The organism is Streptomyces boluensis (assembly GCF_009908195.1).
GTDB lineage: Bacteria > Actinomycetota > Actinomycetes > Streptomycetales > Streptomycetaceae > Streptomyces > Streptomyces boluensis.
In genome coordinates, this window is sequence record NZ_JAAAHS010000671.1 from 1 (window position 1) to 1,897 (window position 1,897).

The window sequence follows — 1,897 nt, forward strand, 5'->3', positions numbered from 1 at the left end:
GGAGGGGAACAAGCCCGCCGCAGGCGCCACCCACCCGCACCCGGCACACCACCTCAACCACCAATCACCGAAAGGCCCACATGAGACCCCGCACCCTCACCCTCACGGCCACCGCCCTCACCACCGCCCTGGCCCTGACGGCGTGCAGTTCAGGCAATGCGGACGACACCGCAGGCACCGGCGGAGCCAAGACCCACACCGTCAAAACCCCCATGGGCGACGTAAAAGTCCCGGACGCCCCGAAGCGCGTCGTCGTCCTCGACACCGCCGAGCTGGACTCCGCCATCACCCTCGGCGTGAAGCCGGTCGGCGCCACGCACGCCGATGTCGAGTCGGGCTTCCTCGATTACCTGCCCAAGGACGAGGTCAAGGGCATCAAGGACGTCGGCGCGATGATGACGCCCAACGTCGAGGCCATCGCCGAGCTGAAGCCCGACCTGATCCTCACCAGCAAGATCCGGCACGAAAAGCTGTACCCGCAGCTCAGCAAGGTCGCCCCGACCGTCATGACGGAGAACACCGGCTTCCCCTGGAAGGAGAACTTCCAGGTGCACGCCGACGCGCTCGGCAAGAAGGACGAGGCGAAGAAGGTCGTAGCGGAGTACGAGAAGCACGCGGGCGACGTGACGAAGGCGCTCGGCGGCGACGCCAAGGCGAAGGCCACGAAGGTCAACGTGGTCCGTTTCGTCGAAGGCGCCGACATCCGCATCTACGGCAAGCAGAACTACATCGCCACGATCCTGAAGGACGTCGGCCTGGGCCGCCCCGCCATCGCCGACAAGGCCAAGGACGGCTTCTCGTACGACGTGAGCCCCGAGAAGATCGACGCCGCCGACGCGGACGTCATCTTCCACTCGACGTACGGCGACCCGGAGAAGGCCAAGGAGACCCGGACCACCGGCGGCGCCCTGTGGAAGGGCCTGAAGGCCGTCGAGGACGACAAGGTCTTCGCGGTCGACGACCAGCTGTGGATCCAGGGCATCGGCTACACCGCCGCGGGCAAGATCCTCGACGAGCTCCGCACCGACCTCACCAAGTAGCGCGTACGCACCGCTACTCCGGCCGTCGCCGCTGCGATCTCCACACCAGGAACAGCGCGGAGGCGACGGCCGCCACCCGCACCACCCACGGCCAGGTCTGCGACAACGCGTCCACCGTGCCGTCCTTCGGGACCGCCTCGCCCCAGCGGTGGTCGAAGCGGCCCCACAGCCACACCACGCCCGCCCCGGCGACCACGCCCGGAAGGCCGAGTACCGCCAACTTCGCCTCGGTCTGGGTGAGTCGGCGCGAGGAGTAGGCGACCGCCCAGCCGACGCCGAGGGCGATCCAGTTGCCGCTGACCGCGCCGATGACCAGTGCCGCGGCGGCGAGCAGCAGCAGCGGGTTGCTCAGGCCCGGCGCACCCCGGACCGCGCGGGGCCGCCGCCCCAGGAATCGTCGCCGCCCGCCCTCGGCCTCTTCCTCAGCCCCTTCTTCGTCATCGGGCTCGGCGTCCTCCTCGGACTCCTCCGCCTCGGACTCGTCCTTCGGCGGCCGCAGTATCTCCGGGATCTCGACCCCGCCCACGAATCCCGGTACGGAGTCGGAGAAGCCGTACGGGCCGTTGTCGATCCGCCACCAGTCGGCCTCGGAACCACCCGCTCCGGCCTCGTCCTCGCCCGCCAGGTGCGGCGGCGTACTGATGACCGGCGGCGGCTCGGCGGGCGGCGCGGGGTCCTTCGTCAACCGGGGACGCGGCACGAACCGGCGACGCGGCGCGGCCTCCCCTTCCTGCTCACCCTCCCCCTGCTCGTCCGCCCGCTGTACGGGCACCGAAGGGCGGGGCCACAGCCGGGACTTGGGCCGGGGCGTGTCGGCCGCCTGGGGTTCGGGAGCCGACGGGGCGGGCCTCGGGGCC

The 1,897-nt window shown here is 70.6% G+C and carries 2 protein-coding genes; one reads left to right on the plus strand and one right to left on the minus strand.

Annotation, left to right across the window (positions count from 1 at the left end; genetic code table 11):
- Positions 1 to 80 precede the first annotated feature (80 nt).
- A complete protein-coding gene (locus GUY60_RS37295) occupies positions 81 to 1,040 on the plus strand; it encodes an ABC transporter substrate-binding protein (protein WP_161705937.1) in 960 nt (319 codons plus the stop codon).
- Between the two features lie 13 nt (positions 1,041 to 1,053).
- Here GUY60_RS37295 and GUY60_RS37300 read toward each other — a convergent pair.
- The coding region (locus GUY60_RS37300) for a hypothetical protein (RefSeq protein ID WP_223178783.1) at positions 1,054 to 1,897 on the minus strand (844 nt) is incomplete at its 5' end.

Coding starts and splice junctions, on each gene's coding strand:
- GUY60_RS37295 (WP_161705937.1), top strand. CDS start 81: ATGAGACCCCGCACCCTCACCCTCACGGCCACCGCCCTCACCACCGCC.